The 15,417-nt window shown below is 52.2% G+C and carries 16 protein-coding genes; 10 read left to right on the top strand and 6 right to left on the bottom strand.

Features of this window, described 5'->3' with window-relative positions:
* The first annotated feature begins 1 nt into the window (after nt 1).
* The 5 genes from NWF35_RS15815 (at nt 2) to NWF35_RS15795 (ending at nt 5,805) form a co-directional block, all read left to right on the top strand.
* A complete protein-coding gene (locus NWF35_RS15815; protein WP_301240420.1) occupies nt 2-1,045 on the top strand; it encodes a Gfo/Idh/MocA family protein in 1,044 nt (347 codons plus the stop codon).
* 14 nt (nt 1,046-1,059) lie between these two features.
* Nucleotides 1,060-2,124, top strand: coding sequence for a Gfo/Idh/MocA family protein (locus NWF35_RS15810; protein ID WP_301240419.1), 1,065 nt, complete (start codon nt 1,060-1,062; stop codon nt 2,122-2,124).
* Between the two features lie 97 nt (nt 2,125-2,221).
* Entirely contained in the window at nt 2,222-3,502 is a 1,281-nt protein-coding gene (locus NWF35_RS15805) for an ABC transporter substrate-binding protein (protein ID WP_301240417.1), read from the top strand.
* Nucleotides 3,503-3,655: 153 nt separating this feature from the next.
* Nucleotides 3,656-4,963, top strand: coding sequence for a carbohydrate ABC transporter permease (locus NWF35_RS15800; protein WP_301240415.1), 1,308 nt, complete (start codon nt 3,656-3,658; stop codon nt 4,961-4,963).
* 14 nt (nt 4,964-4,977) lie between these two features.
* Nucleotides 4,978-5,805 carry a carbohydrate ABC transporter permease gene (locus NWF35_RS15795; protein WP_301240414.1) on the top strand — a complete coding sequence of 276 codons (828 nt, stop codon included), beginning with the start codon at nt 4,978-4,980 and terminating at the stop codon, nt 5,803-5,805.
* Nucleotides 5,806-6,275: 470 nt separating this feature from the next.
* Here NWF35_RS15795 and NWF35_RS15790 read toward each other — a convergent pair whose 3' ends face one another.
* Complete coding sequence (locus NWF35_RS15790; RefSeq protein ID WP_301240413.1) at nt 6,276-6,749, bottom strand: Hsp20/alpha crystallin family protein; 474 nt, start codon at nt 6,747-6,749, stop codon at nt 6,276-6,278.
* Nucleotides 6,750-6,903: 154 nt separating this feature from the next.
* Between NWF35_RS15790 and NWF35_RS15785 the strand changes: the two genes are divergently transcribed.
* Both NWF35_RS15785 and NWF35_RS15780 read left to right on the top strand, forming a co-directional pair.
* Nucleotides 6,904-8,076 carry a hypothetical protein gene (locus NWF35_RS15785; RefSeq protein ID WP_301240411.1) on the top strand — a complete coding sequence of 391 codons (1,173 nt, stop codon included), beginning with the start codon at nt 6,904-6,906 and terminating at the stop codon, nt 8,074-8,076.
* Between the two features lie 16 nt (nt 8,077-8,092).
* Nucleotides 8,093-8,710: a histidine phosphatase family protein gene (locus tag NWF35_RS15780; RefSeq protein WP_301240409.1), complete on the top strand. Its 618-nt coding sequence runs from the start codon at nt 8,093-8,095 to the stop codon at nt 8,708-8,710.
* 180 nt (nt 8,711-8,890) lie between these two features.
* On the opposite strand, the gene NWF35_RS15775 is transcribed toward NWF35_RS15780, so the two are convergent.
* From NWF35_RS15775 to NWF35_RS15760, 4 genes are all read right to left on the bottom strand, one after another.
* Nucleotides 8,891-9,775, bottom strand: a complete 885-nt coding sequence (locus NWF35_RS15775; RefSeq protein WP_301240407.1) for a diacylglycerol/lipid kinase family protein — start codon at nt 9,773-9,775, stop codon at nt 8,891-8,893.
* Between the two features lie 90 nt (nt 9,776-9,865).
* Nucleotides 9,866-10,153: a hypothetical protein gene (locus NWF35_RS15770; RefSeq protein WP_301240405.1), complete on the bottom strand. Its 288-nt coding sequence runs from the start codon at nt 10,151-10,153 to the stop codon at nt 9,866-9,868.
* Nucleotides 10,154-10,246: 93 nt separating this feature from the next.
* Nucleotides 10,247-11,770 carry an MDR family MFS transporter gene (locus NWF35_RS15765; protein WP_301240404.1) on the bottom strand — a complete coding sequence of 508 codons (1,524 nt, stop codon included), beginning with the start codon at nt 11,768-11,770 and terminating at the stop codon, nt 10,247-10,249.
* A gap of 229 nt (nt 11,771-11,999) precedes the next feature.
* Nucleotides 12,000-12,413 (bottom strand): DUF4395 domain-containing protein, encoded by a 414-nt coding sequence (locus NWF35_RS15760; RefSeq protein WP_301240403.1) that lies wholly within the window; start codon nt 12,411-12,413, stop codon nt 12,000-12,002.
* 252 nt (nt 12,414-12,665) lie between these two features.
* On the opposite strand from NWF35_RS15760, the gene NWF35_RS15755 reads away from it, so the two are divergent.
* The 3 genes from NWF35_RS15755 (at nt 12,666) to NWF35_RS15745 (ending at nt 14,616) form a co-directional block, all read left to right on the top strand.
* Nucleotides 12,666-13,337, top strand: coding sequence for a class I SAM-dependent DNA methyltransferase (locus NWF35_RS15755; protein ID WP_301240402.1), 672 nt, complete (start codon nt 12,666-12,668; stop codon nt 13,335-13,337).
* Between the two features lie 346 nt (nt 13,338-13,683).
* Entirely contained in the window at nt 13,684-14,160 is a 477-nt protein-coding gene (locus NWF35_RS15750; RefSeq protein ID WP_301240401.1) for a PaaI family thioesterase, read from the top strand.
* A 30-nt stretch (nt 14,161-14,190) separates the two neighbouring features.
* Nucleotides 14,191-14,616, top strand: coding sequence for an NUDIX hydrolase (locus NWF35_RS15745; RefSeq protein ID WP_301240400.1), 426 nt, complete (start codon nt 14,191-14,193; stop codon nt 14,614-14,616).
* 54 nt (nt 14,617-14,670) lie between these two features.
* On the opposite strand, the gene NWF35_RS15740 is transcribed toward NWF35_RS15745, so the two are convergent.
* Nucleotides 14,671-15,174 (bottom strand): GAF domain-containing protein, encoded by a 504-nt coding sequence (locus NWF35_RS15740; protein ID WP_301240399.1) that lies wholly within the window; start codon nt 15,172-15,174, stop codon nt 14,671-14,673.
* Between the last annotated feature and the right edge of the window lie 243 nt (nt 15,175-15,417).

The raw sequence follows: 15,417 nt of genomic DNA, 5'->3' as shown, positions 1-15,417 counted from the left end.
CATGACCAAGATTCGAGTGGGCGTGATCGGTTGCGGAAGCATAGCCAAGTATCGTCATATTCCGGAATACGCTGAAAATCCCCATGTGGAACTGGTTGCATTTTGTGATGTGGTAGAAGAGAGGGCGAAAGCATTCGCCGATCAATATGGCGGCAAGGTATACACCGATTATCGGGAGTTGCTGAAGGATGCTACGATCGATGCCGTCAGCATTTGCACGCCCAACGTGGAACACGGTCCGATGACGATCGCGGCGGCACGCGCGGGGAAACATGTATTGTGTGAGAAGCCGATGGCCACGTCCAGCGAGGAAGCCCAAACGATGATCGATGCAGCACGGGAAAATGGCGTGGTCCTGATGATCGGACACAATCAGCGGTTGATGCCGCCGCACGTCAAGGCGAAAGAGATTTTGGAGAGCGGCAGGTTGGGCAAAGTGCTCACATTCCGCACAACATTCGGCCACGGCGGGCCTGAACAATGGAGTGCCGAAGGAAAAGGCGGCTGGTTTTTCCGGAAAGATCGGGCGTTTGTCGGTGCGATGGGCGATTTGGGTGTCCACAAGGCCGATCTGATTCGTTGGCTCTTGCAGGATGAGATTGTGGAAGTAGGTGCGATGGTGGACACGTTGCACAAGGAAGAAACGGACGTGGACGACAACGCGGTGATCATTTTACGTACTCGTGGCGGTGCAATCGGTACGATGGAAGCAAGCTGGACACATTATCCAAACGAAGATAACAGCACCATTTTGCACTGCGCAAACGGTACCATAAAAATTGGGGTCGACCCAGTGGATCAAGTGATCGTCGAACTTCGGGACGGCACGGTCGAACGTTATCAAGTAGGCGCCATCGCGACCAACGAAGAGGGAGGACAAACCAAAAGCGGCGTGATTGACGCATTTGTCCACAGCATCCTCTCTGGTGAACCTCCTCTCATTTCGGGCGAGGAAGGGAAGAAATCGTTGGAGATCATTCTGGCGGCCATCCGTTCTGCGGAAGAAAAACGCATCGTACAACTGCAGCCAGCACAAGTTGGCTAATTGGAGGCACAGTGATGACGCAGTCATGGAAGATCGGAATCATCGGCGCAGGTGGGATTTCGGAAGCCCACCTGGCCGCCATCCAAGAGGAGCCGCGAGCGCAAGTCCTCGCCATATCGGACGTAAACGAGGAAACCGCACAGATGCGCGCCGATCGGCACGGCATCCCGCACATTTACACCGATTACCGGGAGATGCTGAAACGGGATGATCTGGATGCGATCATTCTCTGCCTTCCCAACTTTCTGCATGCCTCGGTAACGGTGGAAGCGCTGGCCTCAGGCAAACACGTTTTGTGCGAAAAACCGATGGCGCTCAACGCCGACCAGGCGCAGATGATGATGGATGCGGCCAATCAGGCGGGCAAAGTGCTGATGGTTGGACAAAACAATCGTTTCCGCGGGGAATCGACGTTGCTCAAACGACTGGTGGATCAAGGCAAGCTGGGAACTGTCTATCATGTGAAAACGGGATGGATTCGGCGAAACGGCATCCCCGGTTGGGGAAGCTGGTTTACGTCCATGGAGAAGGCGGGGGGTGGCCCCCTCATCGACATCGGGGTGCACGTGTTGGATCTGGCGCTTTGGTTGATCGACTATCCCCGGCCGGTCACCGTGTTCGGTCAGACGTACAGTGTATTCGGCCCGAAAAAGAAAGGACTTTTCAGTTGGGGAACCGTCAATGATCAGGGTGTATTCGACGTGGAGGATTTGGCGGTGGCCATGATCAAATTTGAAAACGGAACCACACTGATCTTGGACGTCAGTTGGGCCGCCCATATTGAGAAAGATCGCGCCTTCGTGCAATTGTACGGCGAGGATGGTGGCGTCACCATGGACTTTGGTGCCGGCAGAGTCACGCTTTTTCATGAGGAAGCGGGTGTACCTGTGGATTCGGTTTTGTACCCCGAACGGCAAAATGAACGATTGTTATTGTTGCAAAATTTTCTGGATGCAGTGGAAGGAAAAGCGGAACCGATTTGCCGGCCGGAACAAGGGGTTTACATTCACCGCATTTTGGATGCGATTTATACCTCTTCCCGAACGGGAAGGCCTGTCACATTGGATGAATCAGAATAGGGGGTGGGAAGGAGCGAGTTAACACAAACGGTGACAACAGCGGTTCTGATCATCATGAAGGATGGAAGAAATGAAACAAACAGGAGGGGAAACACGCATGAAACAGTGGAAAAAATGGGTGAGCGCAGGTCTCGCGTTGACGATGGCTGTATCACTGGCCGCTTGCAGTCCGGGTGGCTCCGATGCGGACAGCGGTAGCGGAGGCAAAGTGAAGATCGTCTATGCCCGGGGAAAAGATGTCACACAGGCAACGAAAAAACTGGTCGCAGCATTTGAAAAAACACACCCCAACATTGACGTCGTCGTGCGGGAGATGCCGGCTGATACGGGTCAGAGCCATGACCAGTACGTAACGATGCTCTCCAGCAAATCGTCTGAAATCGATGTGTTCGACCTGGACGTGATTTGGCCTTCGGAGTTTGCTCAGGCTGGCTATCTCTTGCCGTTGGACCGGTTTATCCAAAAAGACCGGATCGATATGAGCAAATACGTACCTGGTGCGGTCGAAGCAGGTAAGTTCGAGGGCAAGCAATGGGTGATGCCCAAATTCATCGATGCCGGTCTCTTGTATTATCGCAAAGACCTGATCAAGCAACCGCCGAAAACCTGGGACGAACTGATTCAAATGGCCAAACAGACGAAGGGAAAAGGCGGAACCAAATTCGGCTATCTGATGCAAGCGAAACAATATGAAGGTTTGGTCTGCAACTTCTTGGAGTTCATTTCCGCCTATGGCGGCAAAATCCTGGACGATCAAGGACATGTGGTGATCAACAGCCCGCAGACGATCAAAGGGTTGAAAAAAATGATCGAAATCGCCCGGTCCGACTTCGTTCCGAGCAATATTACCACTTTCACCGAGCTGGAATCCCATACCGCCTTCCTGGAAGGTCAATCGGCGATGATTCGCAACTGGCCGTATATGTACGCACTGGTGCAAGATCCGGCACAGTCCAAAGTGAAGGATAAAGTGGGTGTCGCCCCGTTGCCGGCCGGCGACCACGGTTCGGCTGCCACATTGGGCGGTTGGATGACGGGGATCAACCGATACAGCAAGCATCCGAAAGAGGCTTGGGAACTGGTGAAATTTATGACGGGCCTGGAAGGTCAAAAAATCACAGCGCAATATGGCGGATCGGCACCGACATATCTGCCGGCATACAATGATCCGGCTGTAAAAAATGCCAACCCGCTGTTCGCCCAAAAGGACTTTGTCAAAGGAGTCAGCAAAGCCGTTCCTCGACCGGTATCCCCGGATTACCCGAAAATCTCTGACATCATCCAAATTGAAGTCTCCAAAGCCATCGTGGGGAAACAAACGGCGGAACAAGCCGTGAAGAACATGGAGCAAAAACTGAAACAAGTAGTAAAGCAGTAAATAAGTGATGGAAAGAACGCGAGATAGTGAGCCGGGAGATCGTTTCACCGTTCCGGTTGTAGACGGGGTACGGCTCCCGGCCTCTTTCAAAGAGCCAAGTGGGAGGGAAAGGATGGTTCCCCCGTTCAGCCTTCAACAAAGTGGTGACGCAACATGAAAATCGGTAAGCGTATGGAGTTGTCGGAAAGGTCGATAGGCTATCTGTTCGTGTTGCCTACGCTGATCATCATTCTGTTGATCGCGATCTGGCCGGTGATCCGTTCTTTTTGGATCAGCTTACACGATGTGCGGTTGAACAACCCGGCCAAAACCGAGATACATGACCAATACGGAATCGATATGGAAGGGTATCTCAATAACGCTCCGTTTTTGATCAGTGCACTGGATTCCGAAATTCAGCACGCCAAAACACAAAAAGACCGTCTCCAGGCCATACGGGACGAAGTGCAAAAACTGAGCGATCTTCTCAACCAGGAAAAAGGGGTAAAAAAGCGCTACGATCAAGTGAATGATTTGCTCACGAACTACCAACCGATTCCGCCCGACTTGAAATACGCCAACATCGAAAACGAGACAGCACAAAAGGTGAAACAGTCGCTTTCGCACATTCGCACTGAACTGGAAGGTCTGAAAAAAAAGGGAGTACTCCAGAAACCGAGAGACGTCATCGGTTTGGTGGAAGGGTTTCAATCCGCGTTGATTACGCCCAACTATGTCGGATTCCAATACTATCGGCAATTTGCTCAAGATCCGCGGTTGTGGGCGTCGTTGGAGAACACACTGGTGTTCACCGTTATTTCCGTCGCTCTGGAGTTGGTGTTCGGCTTATGGATTGCGATGTTGTTGAACAAGCAATTCATTGGACGGGGATGGGTACGTGCTTCCGTGCTGATTCCATGGGCCATTCCCACCGTCATTTCAGCTTTGATGTGGAAGTTTTTGTTTGACGGTCAAAACGGGATTGTCGCCAAACTGTTTGAGGTGCTCCATATCGTGCCAAATATGGGTGAGCTGCTGACATCGAAATGGGGGTCGATGTTTGCCATTATCGTCGCCGACGTATGGAAAACCACCCCGTTCATGGCCTTGCTGTTGCTGGCCGGTTTGCAAACCATTCCGCAATCGTTGTATGAAGCGGCGGAAGTGGACGGGGCCAGCAAGTTCCAACAGTTTGTGAAGATCACGCTCCCGCTGTTGAAGCCGACCATTCTCGTCGCGTTGTTGTTCCGGACATTGGATGCATTCCGGATCTTCGACCTAGTGTTTGTCCTGACGGGAGGGGGACCCGGTAACGCGACGGAAACGATCTCGATCTACGCCTACAAAACGATGTTCGCCCAGATGAACTTCGGGGCGGGTTCGGCGTTGTCCGTGATCGTTTTCCTGTGTGTGGCCGTCATCAGCATGATCTTCGTCAAAGTGTTGGGAACAGACTTGGTCCCCAGCGGCCGGAGTAAATAAGGAGTGTGACAGAGATGAAGCAGAAGCCGGGGTTTCTGTTTTACCTCATGATCGCCGGGTTTTTGTTCATCATCTTGTTTCCGTTTCTATGGCAGTTGATCACGTCCCTCAAGCCGCCCGGCGAACTGTTTGGCGATCATGCGTTTCGACCCATCATCGATCATCCCACTTTGGAAAACTACAAACTGGTGTTCACTGAGCGACCGTTCCACCTTTACTTGTGGAACAGCTTTGTGGTGGCATCACTGACGACGTTGTACTGCATCGTGATCGCTTCTTTCGCCGCCTATGCAATTGCCCGTCTCCATTTCAAAGGAAAGACGGTGATTCTCGGATTGGTACTGGCGGTTTCGATGTTTCCGCAAATCGCAACCATTTCGCCGATCTTTCTGTTTATGCAATCGGTGAAACTGACCAACAGTTATTTGGGTCTGATTATTCCTTACACCACGTTTGCCTTGCCGTTGGCTGTCTGGAACCTGACGACCTTCTTTCAAAAGATTCCCCATGATTTGGAGGAAGCGGCCAAAGTGGACGGGGCGACCGTGTTGCAGACCTTTCGCAAGGTGATTGTGCCGCTGGCGGTTCCGGGCACGTTTACGACGGCCATCTTGGTATTCATCGCCGCTTGGAACGAATTTTTCTTTGCGTTGACCATCAATACGGATGAATCGATGAAAACCGTGCCAGTCGGTATCGCCATGTTCCAAGGGCAATATACAGTCCCTTGGGGAGAGATCTCTGCGGCATCCATTATCGTGACGATTCCGTTGGTAATCATGGTGCTGATTTTCCAGCGGCGCATTATCTCCGGAATCACAGCCGGAGCGGTCAAAGAATAAGCTTATCGGCCGTGACCGCTGTCAAAGTGGTTGAACCGCTCGTCATATCGGGATGGCAGTTTTCCCTCTCGCTCCACTTTCGGCAAGCTCAAACGTCGTTCGTGTGAAAACGGCCACCCTCTTTTAGAGAAGGGGATCCGAATTTCCGTCTGAAGCCTCGTAGCGACGAATTTCAGACCCGCCGGTGGCCAGAGCGTCTGGCCAATTAATCAGAACGCAACGTTTTCCCAGCTGAGTGACTGACCTAAGCCTGACCGAGCTGAGAACCGGGAAGCGCAGGAATGGCATTGCGAGCAATTTCCTTTAAGCGAGTGTACTTTGCGACATCCTGCGCCCCGGTTTGAAGCGGCATGACCTGCTTCCTTGCAGGGCGCAGGTGGAGCAAACCGGGAAAAGAAGTGGTTATCATCAGACACGCATCAGGCTACTTTATCCACAACCGGAGCCGATCCTTGATTACGGATCGGTTTTTATTCATCATGTTGGTTTCGTACGCGGATGTGGAGACGGGAGGTATTGGGGTTTTTGGGAACCGTGATATAGAACATCCCGTTTTCGTTCTCGGCATTGATTCGTTCAAGGTCTGCATCGGCTGGGAGGGCCAATGATCGGCGGAAGGCACCGTAACGGCTTTCCACCCGATAAAGTCGCGCATCCGGTCTTTCGGTCTTCCGCCGTTTCTCACCTCGGATTGTCAATACGCTGTCGCAGACGGTGATCTCGATCTCTTTCGCCTCCATTCCCGGCAGTTCGGCTTCGATTACATATCGGTCTGTCTGTTCCTCGATATTGATTCGGGGAAGAAAATCGGCGGCCCTACCGAGAAAATCATCTTCAATTTCCCAGGGATCAGAAAAAAAACGTCGGACCTTTTGCGACAAACTTTGCCGCAATCGCGCCAAAGGTTTGACATCCGGCTGATCGGAACGCACCATGGTATCCATCTTCATCTTCCTTTCGCTCACTTTCTACCATCTATTTTGAGACGAAATAAACGGATTATGCGTCCATGAAATACATAAAAAGGATAGTCAGGATGTTTTTGTTGCGATAAGATGGGATACAAACGAAACGGTTCCATATGAGGGGTGGCGGCTATTGGCAGTCCGTTGGACGATGCTGGGGATGTGGTTGCTCGTCAGCTTGTTGGCGGGTTGCCAATGGGGAGAAGACTTTCAAGCAGGGACACCGGTCTCTCATCTTCCCCGTACGGAAACTGCGGAGTTCGTGCCGTATGCTGACCGGGAGGTACCGCGTCTTCGTTCATTGATTGCCAGAAAGGGGTTTCAACAGTATGCTTCTCAGCATGCGTATTTGTTGGGTTACAGCTACGATGGTGTCTTTCTGGCAGTAATGACGTTTGATCGGGAGGCAAAAGCCTATCGCATCCAATTGTATCACACCGTACGGCAGCGGATCGAAGAAACGCTGTATATACCTTCCGCTGAACGGTTGCATGCGGTGCAAGATTCCCAGAAAAGGAGCGAAGCGGAAGAACAATTACAGATTGCCCAGGAAACCATCGACATGGGGTACCGTATCAAGGTGTCAGCCAAACCTTTGAGATGGCGGTTCGATCAGGCTGTGCGCATTCCGGGGACCGGCAACTATATCATTCGAACCGACTGGAAAACACCGACTTTGTCCATCCTCGTCCAAGACAGTCAAGGGAGGAAATGGCAGCTGGCGCAACAGGATTGGCGAACATCTTCTCTCCGGCCGGCTCCTGAGATGTATGTAATCCGTCATCCGGATTTTCCCGGACGATGGACGGTGGTGGGTGCTTCGATTGGGTCCAAAAAAGGGCCGGAACCCTTTTTTTGCTCTGTGGAGATAGATGCATTGCGACCCGATCATTCGGAACAGGCGCTATCCCGACTGGTCCACACGGTTTTGCCTGGCGGAGGAAACATCGTGTTTCGTGGGGAATTGACCAAGCGCGGGTACGGTGTTTTGTTGGCTGTTCAGGAAGCTTTACCACATGCTGTGCGGGAAACGGGGATTGTGTATCAGGGAGTGGTCAAGCGATTTGTTATAATTGACGACAGCGGGCATGCTGTTGACCAAGGTGGCAGTAACGGGTTGGTTCATCAGGGAAGATTATTGTCAGCCGGTCGGTCCTTGTACTATCGGATTGTTTTGATCGACCGAAACCCCAAGCAAAAAGCCGATCTGTTACTGGTGGACCAGTTGGAGCCGAATGGAGAAGTCAAACGCACGTTTGAATGGATCTGGGATGAATCGGAACAGCGTTTTCAACTGTTGCAATGAGAGGGAGAGAGGAAGCATGGAAACATATTTATGGCTGATTCGCCACGGGGAAACGGTGTACAACCAAGAAAGACGGATTCAGGGACGGCTTGACATCCCGCTGAATGAAAACGGAAAAGAGCAGGCGCGGTTATTGGCCGAGTGGATGCGCACACGTCCGGTGGATGCTGTGTATTCCAGTGATCTCAAGCGGGCGGTGGAAACAGCGGAAGCGATCGCCCGTGTCCACGGATTGACCGTCAACCCGCTAAAGGAACTGCGGGAGCGGTCGTTTGGGGAGTGGGAAGGCATATCGTTCGAGGAATTGGAGCGACGGTATCCCGATTGGAAAACAGTATGGGCAGAAGGTGGACGCTATGGAGTCGAACGTTTTGACGAGCTGAGTCGGCGCATTGCCGATCAGTGGGAGTGGATCGCCCGCCGGCATCCAGGCGCCCATGTGGTCGTCGTAGGCCACGGTAGCAGTATGCATGCCGGTTTGATGGCCATCGCGCATGAGCGTCGTAACGAGTTGAATGCGAGATTGACCAATACGGGTGTGACGTCCGTCACCTTCTATCCGGAACATGGTTGGCAATTGGTTCGCGTTAACCAGACTGATCATCTGGAGGAGATAAAATCGGCCGATCGATGAGCAGGGCTGTTGGTAGTATCTTTGGGTGTCCAATTGGGGTGAGCCTTTTTTCACAGCTTCTGTTTGCTTCGTTGAGCTAAGGGTTGCCTTGTGAGAAAAAGGCCACCTTTCTTTTTGCATTGCCTCATTTCGGAGAAAACCTGAAAAAAACGGAAGGGAAAACCCCTTCCGCTTTTTTGTTTACCGATCACCTGCCAGCATCGTCAGATGACCGGGCAAAACGGAAAGTGTGGCCGGCGTTGTACCTCCCTTTTCCCCGTCGCAATCAATCAATTGCGATGGGGTTGTTTGTACATGCAATCGCCCGGTCCGAAAATACAGGATGTCTTCTCCTTCCGGCGTGTTTCCTGTCCAATGCGAGCGAATCCAGGACCAGAGACTGTCGAAGGAGGCCTCTTTCACCAGAAATACATCCATGAGTCCGTCATCCACGCAGCTTGTCGGGAAAAATGTCCGGTAACCGCCCAAGTAGGCACCATTTCCGGCAATGAGTAACTGCGCCGGACCGTGATAGAAGACGTCGTCCCCCTCTAGGTGCAATGTAAACGGGGTTGGATCGACGGCATGCTTGAGTGCATTGAAATAGTAGGCCAACCGGCCGAATCGCTCCTTCTCGTTCGGGTCGATATCCGAGGATACTTCCGTGATGAGCCCGACCCCCCAAAAGTTGAGAAAGTAGCGGCGGCCGTCAAAACCCACATCGACCAATCGTTGCCGACCGGACAGGATTTGCTCCGCCGCTTCCACTGGATCTTGGGATATCCCCAGTGTGCGGGAAAAATCGTTGCACGTGCCGCCGGGCAAAATGGCCATGTGTGGACGACGAGGGAGAGGGGCCAATGCATTGACCGTCTCGGCTACCGTACCGTCCCCTCCACCAACGATGATAAGATCGGCATATTCCGCAACAGCCTGGACAATTTGCGCTCCCTCGCCTGGATGGGTGGTTTGATGGAGGGAAACAGACATGCCTGCCCGACGAAAACGGGTGAGAATTTCGTCGATGGCGGAGAGCAGCGAGCCGTCCCCGGCGTTCGGATTCACGATGAGAACGGTATGTTTCATGTGAAATGACATCCTTTTCGGTAGGCTGAGAGGGTTGTGTGATTTAATATGGACACACATTCTGTTTTTGAAACGTGACGGGACTAAAGATCATCCCAACGGCTTCGTCCAGAGAGAAAAAATCGCGATCCATGCCATGATGTTGAAGAGGAACGTCAGTCCCGCCACGAGGGTGACCATATGCCACATCATCCGATATCCCCGTTTGCGTGCCCAAAGACCGACCGGCAGCACATACGCGAGTTGCACAAATCCGAGAAACCACAACGCAGCCCCCTTGGTTACGGTGAGCAAGAACGCATGACCACACAGGATGGAACCGATCCCAAGCGCAATCTCAACCGTGGTCGACGAAAGGTGCCTTTTCGGTTTCAACATCGGCCACCTCCGATCCATTGACTGGGGGGGCCGTTGACCGGATGCTTGCCTGTCAAAATAGACACCCTCTCTTTTCATGCGGACGATCATAAGTTAGGGTGACGTTTCTTCCGGAAACGCCATCGATTTCGCACTTCCTTTGGGTATCCATACAGCAGCCACGAGCAATGCTAACACGCTGAAAACGGTGGCCGTCAAAAAGACCGCGTGCAGGGAGTGTGCCAGCCACTGTCCCATTTCATCACTCAACCAGGCAGGCAGTTGTGCAAGGGATTCCGGGGAAGCGATCCCCTGCATATGCCGCAATTGATCGATTGTTTCCGGACTCCATTCACCCTGATGGGCTTGAATGGACGTCTCTACGGCACGTTTCAACTGGAATGTCATAACAGCCCCAAGAATGGTGACGCCGAATGCCCCGCCCATCGAACGGGAAAACATCTGAGAGGAGGTGGCAGCTCCGCGATCCTGTATGGGAACGGCATTCTGGATGGCCAAAATGTACGTGGTCATGGACAATCCCAGCCCCAAACCCAACGCGCACATGGTGGCCAACACCCATCCGTAGGCGGTGTTCTGCCCCATGCCGGCGAAAGTCAGCGCTGCGGCGACAATCAAGCTTACACCGGTCAACACGACGGGACGGTAGCCGCTTTTGAGTATCCATCGGCCCGCCGCGATTGAGCCCAATGTCCATCCCAACACTTGGGGCGTGATGGCCAATCCGGCCAAAGTCGGGCTTTCGCCCAATACCCCCTGCACGAACAGAGGAACAAAGGAAATCGCTCCGAACATGCCCATTCCTGTGAGAAATGCGGTCAAATTGCTGGAAGCGATGATCCGGTTTTGCAACAGGCGGATGGGGATAAACGGATCCTTCACCCGCCGTTCCCACCGGATGAGCACCACCAGCAAAACGGCCGAGACCACCAGACACCCCCACGGCAAATGGTTTTGCCAACCTTTTTCACCAACGAGCAAAGCGGCGTATAATAAACCAAACACCGATATGGTCATCAGTCCCGCTCCGACCACATCGACGTGCGGACGTTCTCCGTTTTTACGGTTGGGCAGGTAGACGGCAATGATGCCGATCACCAGCAACCCGATCGGCAAGTTAAACCAGAATAACCAGCGCCAAGAGAAATGTTCTACTGTCCATCCGCCGACGAACGGACCGATAACGGCCGCCAAACCCCATACCGAGGAAAACCATCCTTGCACGCGGGCACGTGCTTCAAACGGGAAGATATCCCCGATGATCGTCATCGCTACAGGCAAAACGCCGCCGGCTCCCAGACCCTGCAACGTGCGGAACCAGACGAGTTGTGTCATTGATTGGGACAGTCCGCACAACGCCGAACCTGTGACGAACAATAGCACAGCTACGATGAAGACACGTTTGCGTCCGTAAAGATCAGCCAGTTTGCCGTAAATGGGAACTGTCGTCGTATTGGCTAACATGAATGCTGAAAACACCCAGCTGTACAGGGAAATTCCACCTAATGCCGTCACGACGGTTGGCATCGCCGCATTGACGATCGTCACTTCCACTGCGGCGAGAAACATGGCGACCATCAACGCCGCCGTGATCATATTGCGTTGGTTCCGATTCATCTTCCTATCGCCTCTCTATCTGCTTCGTTTGGATAATCTTATCCTACTGGATAATCTTATCCTACCCCATCATTTCGAGTTGCGAAAGAGAGAGAAAAAGAATCCGGGAGCCGTCTCTTACCGCTTCGATCTACAGGTAATGAAGCGATGCGGAAACGACTCCCGGGACCAAAAAGTGTTTCAGATTTCTCCAGCCCGGATAAAAGGGAGTTGGAGACACAGACTCGCATCATCTTTTTTGATGGCGATGCTTCCACTGCAAAAACTGATACCGGATAAAGCAACCGATACAGAATCCGAGAATGGCGATGAAAGCGGCCAAGGCGACCATCACGGCAAATACCGTGCCTACCGTAGTCCAACCGAGCGAAAAGGCGATCAAGCTCACCGCCAGACAGATGACGGAAATCCATTGGTTAAACCGTTGTTGATCGGGGTCTTCCGCCAGGTATTGGCTCAGCGGCTTGGACAGAAACGGCCGGGCCAGCCAAAATGCGGGGTTTTTTCCGGTTGACAGGCTGATGATCCCTACTAAGAGCGGAATGACCAAGATCCAGGGCTGGGAGAACAGCAGAGCCGCCAACACTGTGGACACGATCATCCATTGATTGGTACGGACAAAAGGAAGAGGGATGCCGGACATGATATTCACCACTTTTCCGAGTGATTATGTAAGATTTATGATGCCATCAATTTGGATTGTTGACAAGGGGGATAATGGTTGATGTAACAGAAGGTCGAGGGCGTATCCGGTCGAGTGGCCGTTGAATACACTCAACTTTGGGGTTATGTGTTTTTTTCCATTGATGGGAACAATGGATGGTGTTAAGATTCAGCTTGGAAAACTGACTAATTCGATCAGGATTCAAGAGTATATGCCGAGGAGGCACTTGTTATGGCGAACGAACCGCGTTTTAACGATTTATTCGATCAATGGGCCGAGGATTATGATCATGCCGTATCCGGTGGCCATCCGGAATATATCGAGGTGTTTGAGGGATATGCAGATATTTTGAAGACCGTGGTGGAATCGCTCTCCCTTCCTAAAGGGAGTGTTGTGATGGAATTCGGAGTCGGTACCGGCAATTTATCACGTTTGCTCTTGGCGGCGGGCTACCGTGTGATTGGGATCGAACCGTCTGCTGCCATGCGGGAAAAAGCGAAAAGCAAACTCCCGGATCTGGAGCTCTATGAAGGGCATTTTCTGCACGTACCGGACAGTCTTCCGCGCGTGGACGGGATTGTCAGCACGTATGCGTTTCATCATCTGACGGATGAAGAAAAAGACAGGGCGCTTCTGGATTTCGCGCGTCGGCTCCGGCCAGGCGGGAGAATCGTGTTTGCCGATACCGTTTTTCGGGATGAAGCGACGAAACGGGCTATGCAACAGGAAGCCGAGGAACGTGGATTTCATGAACTCGCACTCGATTTGAAGCGAGAATATTACCCGGTAGTGGAACGTTTGGAGAGCGCTTTCCGTCAAGCGGGTCTCATCGTTCGTCTAAAGCAGTTGAACCGGTATGTGTGGCTGATGGTGGCTGAGCAAAAGGGAGGAAACCCAGGTTAAAACCTGGTCAGGTTGTTGATAAAGTCTGCGGGTTCCGATTTCCCGTCTCTGCTCCGTAGTGACGGCTAGAGTCGCTCGATAGGCATTTCGGCCCCCAATCCTCCAAAAGAGGTAGCCGTTTTCCCGCGACCACCTTTGAGCGTTTACGAAACAGGAGCGGTGAAAACAGTTCACCCGCGATCACGATGCTAGCCCACTGTGTCAAAAGTCTCCCCAGGCCGAACGCCTGGGTTTTTTTCATCCGCCAATCACTGTTTTTTGCTATACTATGCGTATGGGTGAAAGTATCGCTCAGTGTGAAGGGTACATCACATCAGGATATTTCGTCAAAATGAGGGATCTGATCATGACAAGAGAAGGATTGCTGCAGGAGTTGCAAGATCTGAACGAACAGGAAATTCAAACGATCTACAAAATGGTGCAGGCACTCAAGCGTTCGCGGGTCAGCCCGTTGGCATATATTGAAGAGCTGATGAATTTTCGGTCGGATGGCTACGATGAAAATGAGGGCGTTTATGTTCACCGCATGTTAGTAACCGAAGAGCTGAAAAACCGCTACAAAATGCTGCATGGGGGAATCACGACCACCTTTATCGACACTGCCATGGGTCATACCGTGTTCCAAGCGTTCGGTTATGAACGTCACGCTGTGACATTGGATTTGAACGTACACTTCCTGGCACCGGCACAGGATGGTTGGTTGACTGCAAAAACCCGTGTGGTGAAAAGTGGCCGAACCATCATCGTGTTGGAAGTGAAAGTGACGGATGAAAACGGCAAACTGATCGCGACGGCGACCGGCGATTTTTTCAGGTTGGCGTAGCGGAAACGGAAAAAAGGCTGGTGGGATGCGATGAAAAAACCGTATAAAATCGCGGCCAAAGCGATCATCTTTGATCAGGGACGGGTGTTGGTACTGCGAAAATCAACGGAGGAACGCAGTGCCAGAGACAATCACGGCTGGGATTTTCCTGGCGGTGGATTGGAACCCGAGGAACCATTGATGGACGCATTGGCCAGAGAAGTACGGGAAGAAACGGGGTTACAAGTGAAAGTCGTCGCGCCCGCCTACATCTACGATGAGATTCAAGAGGAAAAGCATCTGATTATCATCAAATTCGCTTGCCATCAACCGACTGGAACACTCCGGTTGAGTGCCGAGCATGACAGCTACCATTGGATCGCATTGGACGAATTGGACATGGCTCCGTTTCCCGAGTGGATGAAGGAGGAAATCAAACGGGCGCATCGGGTGTATACACAATTTCTGACAAAGTAGTTCAAAAGTAGTTCAAATGAAATGCCCTGGCTCCAATGAGCGCAGGGCATATTTTCAACCTTTCAGGATCGGGGACCAATCGATGCTGTCCGTGACGATTTGGGCAAATCGTTCCAGATATTGTTGGTCTTCCTCGTCGAAACGGGCTTCAATCGGACTGTCGATATCCAACACGGCTACCAGATAGTCGTCCTTGAACATCGGCACCACGATTTCAGATCGGGTGGCAGCATCACAAGCGATATGTCCGGGGAATTTCAACACATCCCGGACCAGTTGAGTACGACGCTCAGAAGCTGCCGTTCCACAAACACCTTTGCCGAACGGGATGCGGATACAGGCTGGTTTACCCATAAACGGCCCCAGCACTAGTTCGTCACCATGGTTGAGATAATAACCCGCCCAGTTTACCTGCTCTAATGACAGATACAATAGGGATGCGGTATTGGCCAGGTTGGCCACCATGTCTCGCTCCCCTTCCACCAGGTGACCCACCTGTTTTAACAGATGTTCGTATCGTGAGGCACGGTCGCCTTCGATCTGCTCAAAGTGAAACATGGGTGAAAACTCCTTTGTTGCAAATTGACTGAAGGTCGCGAAAAACGACTCAGCAGTGGGTTAGGTTGCACCTTTTCCCCATCATTTTAACGAAAAGGGGTCAACAAGGCTATACCCTTGACACTCCACACGGCTAAAGCCGTGGGATTCTTGAGTGGTTAACGCCCTCAGTCCATTTCTGTTTCGGGCAACCCTCAAGCTAGGGGCTGTGTCATCAGCCCATCCCACCCGGTTAGCACGTAC

It is taken from the genome of Polycladomyces subterraneus (assembly GCF_030433435.1).
Taxonomy (GTDB): domain Bacteria; phylum Bacillota; class Bacilli; order Thermoactinomycetales; family JIR-001; genus Polycladomyces; species Polycladomyces subterraneus.
This window is presented reverse-complemented; position numbering and strand designations above follow the sequence as displayed.